Origin of the sequence: Neisseria sp., from assembly GCF_030523955.1 — a bacterium.
Lineage (GTDB): Bacteria > Pseudomonadota > Gammaproteobacteria > Burkholderiales > Neisseriaceae > Neisseria.
Genome location: NZ_JAUNHL010000038.1, coordinates 20,807 through 28,033, shown reverse-complemented (window position 1 = coordinate 28,033; position 7,227 = coordinate 20,807). Strand labels below are relative to the sequence as shown.

Sequence of the window (7,227 nt, the reverse complement as noted above, 5' to 3'; positions counted from 1 at the left end):
AGCCGGTATTTGATGACGGTTTGGCTGCCCAAGAAAAATGCACAAGCGCTCAAAGTAGGAATGCTCGACGTACTGCGTGATATGCCATTGCGCTCGATTACGCCGGACAGGGGTAAGGAGTTTGCCTTGCATGCGCAGCTGAGTGACGAATTGCAGGTACCGTTTTATTTTCCGGAGCCTGGCCAGCCGTGGCAGCGGGGCAGCAATGAAAACACCAACGGTTTGCTGCGTCAGTATTTTCCCAAGCGTCAGGACTTGGGCCAATACAGCGCAGCGCAGATTCAAGCGGTTACCGACAAAATCAACCTTCGCCCCAGAAAATGTTTGGGGTGGAAATGTGCTTATGAGGTGCTGTTTCGAAAAACGTTGCGCTTGGTTTGACAATTCAAGAGCAAAAATACCGCCGTTGCGTTAATTGTCGACAGACCCTAGCTTTGGTAATCCTCTACCGAACCCGAATTCTGATACAGCGTAAACAACGGTACCTCTTTTTCGCGGATACGTTCTCCTCCCGGCAAATCGGTAAACTCCAAAATCGCCGCCGCCTCCACAATCTCGCCGCCAAGTTTGCGCAACAACTCCACCCCCGCCAACATGGTTCCGCCGGTAGCCACCAAATCGTCCACCAGCAGCACGCGCGCACCCTTTTGCACCGCATCGGTATGGATTTCCACCGTCGCTTCGCCGTATTCCAGCGCATAGCTTTGCGACAGCGTTTCAAACGGTAGCTTACCCTTTTTACGAATGGGCACAAAACCCACATTCAGTTGATAAGCCAATGCCGCACCAATAATAAAACCGCGTGCATCCAAGCCGGCAACCACATCGATTTTCTGGTTCATATAACGGTAGACCAAAAGGTCCACCAGCAGGCGGAAATACTGCGGACTTTGCAGAATCGGCGTAATATCATGAAACAAAATACCTTCTTTCGGCCAATGGGGTACTTTGCGAATTTTCGCCGCTAAATTATCCACGCCCATTACATCCGGGTGGGTAAGCATCATAAATTAATCCTCGCAATTATCAGATTTTCGCGTATTGTAACAAAATTCGCTCTCCTCGCGGCAAGCCGTATGCCTGTCTGAAAAGCAATTATCTACCGCAGCAAAACACCGCCTCTCCTGCTTTCCATTGTCGCCCCCCTCTACCATACGATATAATTCAAACACATTTCCAACCGGCGCGATTATCATGAGAACAACCAAAACAGGCAGCATTTTTATTATTTCCGCCGCTTCCGGCACCGGCAAAACCACGCTGGTTTCCCGAGTGATTGCCAACCACCCCGAAATCCGGGTTTCCATCTCCCATACCACCCGAGCTCCACGCGGCGGCGAAATCGCCGGCCAACATTATCATTTCATCGACCCCAACAAGTTCGAACAATTAATTGATGAAGGCGCTTTTCTAGAGTATGCCATGGTATACGGCAACTATTACGGCACCAGTATCGAAGGCGTAAAAATGCTGCAGGAAAACGGCTTCGACGTCATTCTGGAAATCGATGTACAAGGTGCCGAGCAAGTTCGCCGCTGCCTACCCGAAGCAGTGAGCATCTTCATTCTGCCTCCCTCTTTTCAAATTCTGGCCGAACGTCTGCGCAGTCGCGGCACCGACGAACCTGAAATTATCGAAAAACGCCTTAATAAAGCCCGTAGCGAAATCGAACAATCCCTACTGTTTGATTATGTAGTGATAAACGATGATCTCGTACAGGCCGAAATGGATTTGGTACACATTATCAAGTCCCATAGTCTAACTCAATCGAAGCAACAACGCTTTATCGAAAACCTGTTGGAAAATTCTTAAAAAACAGCGACAATAACGCTATTTCCATTTTCATAATTTAATTTAGAAAGAACCCTTATGGCCCGTATTACCGTAGAAGACTGTATCAGCAAAATTTCCAACCACTTTGATCTTACCCTGACCGCAGCCCGCCGTGCCCGCCAACTGGAAAACGGCACCGCACCTCTGGTAGACGACACCCGCAACAACAAGCCTACCGTAACCGCACTGCGCGAAATCGCAGCAGGCCAAATTACCACCGAAATCCTGAAGCGCAATAAGTAAGTATTCCACCAGCATGAGGCCGTATCCTATGCCTACGCTCCAGCCGACCGCTCCTTATGACCCTTTAACCGCAGAAGCACGCAGCCTATTGTTCCGCACCGCGTCTTACTTAGGTGAAGACGAACTTGTCCAGCTGGAGAAAGCTTGCGCCTATGCTTTTCACGCACACGACGGCCAAACCCGCAAGAGTGGCGAACCCTACATCACTCATCCGATTGCGGTAACCACCGAGCTGGCCAAATGGCATATGGATATCCAAACGCTCAGCGCCGGCCTGATGCATGATGTTTTGGAAGATACCGGTACTACCAAAGTCGAATTGGCCGCCGAATTCGGCGATACCATCGCCGATATGGTCGACGGTCTCTCCAAGCTGGAAAAACTCGAGTACAACGATCAAGCAGAACACCAAGCCGAGAGCTTTCGCAAGCTTATTCTGGCCATGACCCGCGACGTACGCGTGATTATCGTCAAACTGTCCGACCGCCTGCACAATATGCGTACGCTAGGCTCTATGCGTTTGGAAAAGCGCCGCCGCATTGCACAGGAAACGCTGGAAATCTACGCCCCGATTGCCAACCGTATCGGTCTGAACAACGCTTTTCGCGAACTGCAAGACTTATCATTCCAAAACATCCACCCCGGCCGCTACAACACGCTGCAAAAAGCGATGAATTCGTTCCGCCGCAACCGCCGCGACGTGGTCGGCAAAGTCTTGAGCGCCTTCAGCCAACGCTTGGTCAGCGCCAATATCGAAGCACAAATCAAAGGCCGCGAAAAAAACCTGTACAGTATTTATCAGAAAATGCAGTCCAAAAACCTGCGCTTTGCCGAAGTGATGGATATTTACGGCTTCCGCGTTATCGTCAACAGTATTCCCGCCTGTTACGCCGCACTGGGCGCACTACACAATCTCTACCAACCCAAACCCGGCAAAATCAAAGACTACATCGCCATCCCCAAGAGCAACGGTTACCAAAGTTTGCACACCACCCTTACCGGCCCTTACGGCCTGCCGATAGAAGTACAAATCCGTACCCGCGAAATGGATGCCGTTGCCGAAGGCGGGGTAGCCAGCCATTGGGCCTATAAATCCGGCGACGACAAACTCGACCAAGCGACGGTCAACACCAACCAATGGCTGCAAAACATTCTCGACTTGCAAGCCCGCAGCGCCAATGCCATCGAGTTTCTCGAACACGTTAAAGTCGACCTCTTCCCCAGCGAAGTCTATATTTTCACCCCCAAAGGCAAGATTTTGGTATTGCCCGAAGGCGCCACCCCCATCGACTTCGCCTATGCGGTACACACCGATGTCGGCCACCGCACCGTGGCCGCGCGCATCAACAATACCATGATGCCCCTGCGTACCAAGCTGAAAACCGGCGATACCGTCGAGATCATCACCGCCGAGCAGGCGCGCCCCAATGCCGCATGGCTGAACTTCGCCGTTTCCAGCCGTGCACGCAGCGCCATCCGCAGCTACATCAAAACCATGAACCGGCAAGATGCCGTCGAATTGGGCGAAAATCTGTTGCAAAAAGCCCTATCCAGCCTGCTGCCGAAAGACGTACTGCTGTCTGAAGAATTAAAAGAAGCCTATCTGGCCGATTTGAATAACAAACAAACCACTTTCGAAGACGTGTTATACAGCGTCGGCATCGGCCACACCCTGCCCGTATCCGTCGCCATGCACATTGCCAACCTCGCAGGCGAACACTTCGGCGGCGAGGTGAAACTCAGCCCGATTAAAATCAGCGGCAACGAAACCGGCCGCGTACATCTTGGCCAATGCTGCAACCCGATACCCGGTGATGCCATCCGCGCCGTCATCATCAAAGATCAGGGCATGATTATCCACCGCGATACCTGCCCCAACCTCCTGAAAGCCGATACCGACCAACAACTCGATGCCAACTGGGACGCCATCCATCACGACGCCAGCTACCGAACCAGTTTACTGGTAGCGGCGCAAGACGGCCACGGCCTCTTGGCCGCCATGGCCCAAGCCATGTCCGGAGAAGGCGCCGATATCGAAGCCGTCGATACCCCCTCGCAAAGCCAATCCGGTACCGAAGGATTTATCGAATTCAAATTCCGAATCAAAACCAAAGATTTATCTCAACTCAACCGCATTATCCACGCTTTGCACAATATACCATCGGTACGCAGAGTCACCAGAGTCTAGCCATCCGGGGATAACGTTACCAACGCCAAATGCCTGTCTGAATACCTTCAGACAGGCATTTTTTCAGGATTTAGCTTGGGCAAATATTTATTTTTGTGACAAAAGAGCATGCCCAAACCGAAAGTTAAATTAATCCGCGTATATCTCGATGGCATGGGAAAGGTGATAAAATCATTACCGATGATATATTTAAGCACGGGCGGCGTCTCAATTCATTCATATCAATGAAATGGCATATAAACGATATCCCGACCCGAGGTTGACCTTTTTTCAAAAAAGACAGAATCATGCAAATAAAACCATTATCTATGGGCATTGCTGCCGGGATTGTTTTCTGTTTAATCAGCGCCGCTTTTGATGTCTTTGTTGGCCACTTAAACCAACGATTAGATCCTGCTATTCTAATAATTTATTGTTTTATAATATCCACCTTAATTTTTTTCTCAGTCAGCATAACAAAAAATAGGGAACGCTATATTCAGAAAGCAAAGAACAATATTCCCCTACTTTTACTCATCAATTTCTCGGTTATGCTCAACTGGGGCGGATTAATTCTTTCGCTTAAATACCTAGAACCTGCCGTTGTCGGTATTGCATCGGTTGCATGCGGCCCTGCCATCACGATAGTAATTTCACGTTATTTTATTAAACAGGCATCTTCTCAAAACAAATCAGAAACCATCATAGCTTGGATTATTCTTTTTGGGGTGATGGTTATGCTGGCAAACTCTTATTTTGGAAAAAGCGGAATAGCCGATACTTCCTATTTTGAAAGAACGATGGGCATCATTTATGTGATTTGCAGTGCAATCGGAACCGTGCTCTATACGTTTTATTCTAAAAACTTAAGCAATCAGGGCTGGATGCCATATGAAATTTTAGGCTTCAGAAACATACTCATGTTAGCATCTGCCATGCTCTATTGTTTTTATAACGGCACCAACTTAATTCCTGCGCAAAATTTGCTCATTATCCTACTTCTTCTCGCAGTAATAGGTCATGTGATTCCCATTTTGTTAATTCAATATGCAATTAAATCACTGGAACCGATACATGTCTCCATGCTTTTGCTGTTACTGCCCATCTTCACCTTAGCTTTTCAATACTTTGATCATCGGGTTGCCATTTCAATCGAAAGCATTCTTGCTGTTTTACTGATAACAGTATTACTGTGCCTTCTTTGCTTGACTAAAATATATAAAAAAAGGATTGCTTAACATGAAAAGAATTGCAATTGTCGACGGGTTTTCATCAGGAAAATATATAGCGCAAGAACTGCATAATCGAGGATGCGAGTTAATACATATATCATCCAGCCCTGATCTTGATGAATATTATTATCAAAATTTCAATTCTGAAATTTACAGCCAATCGATTATTCATAAGAATATGCACGAAACTTTAAATTTCATAAGAGATTTTCATAGCGAATATGTGATACCCGGCACCGAGAGCGGCGTTAGCCTTGCAGATATCATAAATCATGAGCTGCAACTGCCGTATCGCAACCATATTGAAATGGCATCTTCCCGCCGCAACAAATATGATATGGTTGAAGCCGTTCGTTCGGCCGGTTTGAATGCGGCAAAGCAAATAAAGGTTTCTAATTGGCAGAACGCTTTAATCTGGCTAAGGAACGGAAGGTTTCCTATCGTCTTAAAACCGCTGGAAAGCGCGGGATCAGATGGTGTTTTTATCTGCCATCATGAAGATGAGGCATACGCTGCTTTTCAACAGATTTTAAATAAGAAAAACAAACTCAATCTAATCAACAAAGAAATATTATTACAAGAATTCCTTGAAGGTATTGAATATGTCGTCAACCTTGTCTTTTTAAAAGGAGCATCTCTGGTCACCGAAGTTGTTAAATATCACAAACGCAAACTTGAATCAGGCAATATTGTTTACGATATTGACGAGATCATAGATGCTACGGATCCAGCATTTCAAGAACTGGTGGGTTATACACAAAAAGTGTGCGCATCTTTGGGCATTGAAAACGGCCCCGTTCATGCAGAAGTGATGCTCACGCCCAATGGGCCGTTTCTTGTCGAAATCGCTGCGCGCAGCGACGGTATCCTCCGCCCCGAAGTTTCTGATGCAACCACGGGGCTCGGGCAGTTAGCGGCGACAGTCTTATCTATAACGGAGCCGGATTCTTTTTCAGTTCTTACCAAAAAACCCTTTTATCAACTAAAAAAATTTTCCTTTAATGTCTGCCTCATTAGCCCGCAATCCGGCATTTTTGAAAGTTCAAAAATCATTAGCCTTGCCAAGAGCCTTCCCTCTTTCGTAAAAATCGAACTTTATGTACCTTCCGGCCACAAGGTCTATGAAACGAAGGATGTATTCAGCCAACCGGGAACCATTTACTTAGCCAGCGCAGATAAGTCCCAACTTTGGGCCGATTACCAATTAATACGCGAACAAGAACGGGAAAGAATTTACTTTGTTCAAATGGATAATGCTGATCGCCCGCTGTCATAGTTATAGCCGATTTAATTATTTCGATACAAAGCAGAAAGCCGCAGGCACTATAGCAGATTTAATTAATTTTCGATACAAGGCAGCAAGCCGCAGACAGTACAAGTAGTACGGAACCGATTCTGTTGCCGCTTTAGCGGCTTACAAAATCGTTCTCTTTGAGCTAAGGCGCAGCAACGCCGTAGCGAAAGTTAAGTTAATCTGCTATACACACGTACTGAACCGATTCTGTTGCCGCTTTCCCGGCTGACAAAACCGTTCTCTTTAAGCTAAGGTGAAGCGGAGCTTTCGCGAAAGTTAAGTTAATCCGCTATATAAAGATGATCGGATCAAGCCCGAACATAGCGCAAGTGTTTTCAGGTATCAAAAAGAATTTTGCAAAGGTCTCAGGTATTTGGTTTACCACTTTAAGTTTAAGAGAAAAAACCACCATAGAGAAAAAGCCCGCCTGTTGCCAGCCGGGCTTTTTTAAACTGTTT

Annotated in this window: 7 protein-coding genes; 6 read left to right on the top strand and 1 reads right to left on the bottom strand. The window is 47.1% G+C overall.

The window, feature by feature from the left end; genetic code table 11:
- Positions 1 to 381 (top strand): IS30 family transposase (locus tag Q4C79_RS08940; RefSeq protein WP_303090673.1); only part of this gene is annotated, 381 nt, incomplete at its 5' end.
- Positions 382 to 428: 47 nt separating this feature from the next.
- Here the strand turns inward: Q4C79_RS08940 and Q4C79_RS08935 are convergent.
- Positions 429 to 1,004, bottom strand: coding sequence for an adenine phosphoribosyltransferase (locus tag Q4C79_RS08935; RefSeq protein WP_303090676.1), 576 nt, complete (start codon positions 1,002 to 1,004; stop codon positions 429 to 431).
- A gap of 190 nt (positions 1,005 to 1,194) precedes the next feature.
- Between Q4C79_RS08935 and gmk the strand changes: the two genes are divergently transcribed.
- The 5 genes from gmk to Q4C79_RS08910 all read left to right on the top strand — a co-directional run bounded on the left by gmk (position 1,195) and on the right by Q4C79_RS08910 (position 6,751).
- Positions 1,195 to 1,812, top strand: a complete 618-nt coding sequence (gene gmk / locus Q4C79_RS08930) for a guanylate kinase (protein WP_303090672.1) — start codon at positions 1,195 to 1,197, stop codon at positions 1,810 to 1,812.
- 57 nt (positions 1,813 to 1,869) lie between these two features.
- A complete protein-coding gene (gene rpoZ, locus Q4C79_RS08925) occupies positions 1,870 to 2,076 on the top strand; it encodes a DNA-directed RNA polymerase subunit omega (protein ID WP_303090671.1) in 207 nt (68 codons plus the stop codon).
- A gap of 28 nt (positions 2,077 to 2,104) precedes the next feature.
- Complete coding sequence (locus Q4C79_RS08920) at positions 2,105 to 4,264, top strand: bifunctional (p)ppGpp synthetase/guanosine-3',5'-bis(diphosphate) 3'-pyrophosphohydrolase (protein WP_303090670.1); 2,160 nt, start codon at positions 2,105 to 2,107, stop codon at positions 4,262 to 4,264.
- A gap of 287 nt (positions 4,265 to 4,551) precedes the next feature.
- Positions 4,552 to 5,481: a DMT family transporter gene (locus Q4C79_RS08915; RefSeq protein ID WP_303090669.1), complete on the top strand. Its 930-nt coding sequence runs from the start codon at positions 4,552 to 4,554 to the stop codon at positions 5,479 to 5,481.
- Position 5,482: 1 nt separating this feature from the next.
- Entirely contained in the window at positions 5,483 to 6,751 is a 1,269-nt protein-coding gene (locus tag Q4C79_RS08910) for an ATP-grasp domain-containing protein (protein ID WP_303090668.1), read from the top strand.
- Positions 6,752 to 7,227 lie beyond the last annotated feature (476 nt).

Excerpts from the sequence above, each read along its gene's own strand:
- Q4C79_RS08935 (WP_303090676.1), bottom strand. The coding sequence starts at position 1,004 with ATGCTTACCCACCCGGATGTAATGGGCGTGGATAATTTAGCGGCGAAA.
- gmk (WP_303090672.1), top strand. The coding sequence starts at position 1,195 with ATGAGAACAACCAAAACAGGCAGCATTTTTATTATTTCCGCCGCTTCC.
- rpoZ (WP_303090671.1), top strand. The coding sequence starts at position 1,870 with ATGGCCCGTATTACCGTAGAAGACTGTATCAGCAAAATTTCCAACCAC.
- Q4C79_RS08920 (WP_303090670.1), top strand. The coding sequence starts at position 2,105 with ATGCCTACGCTCCAGCCGACCGCTCCTTATGACCCTTTAACCGCAGAA.
- Q4C79_RS08915 (WP_303090669.1), top strand. The coding sequence starts at position 4,552 with ATGCAAATAAAACCATTATCTATGGGCATTGCTGCCGGGATTGTTTTC.
- Q4C79_RS08910 (WP_303090668.1), top strand. The coding sequence starts at position 5,483 with ATGAAAAGAATTGCAATTGTCGACGGGTTTTCATCAGGAAAATATATA.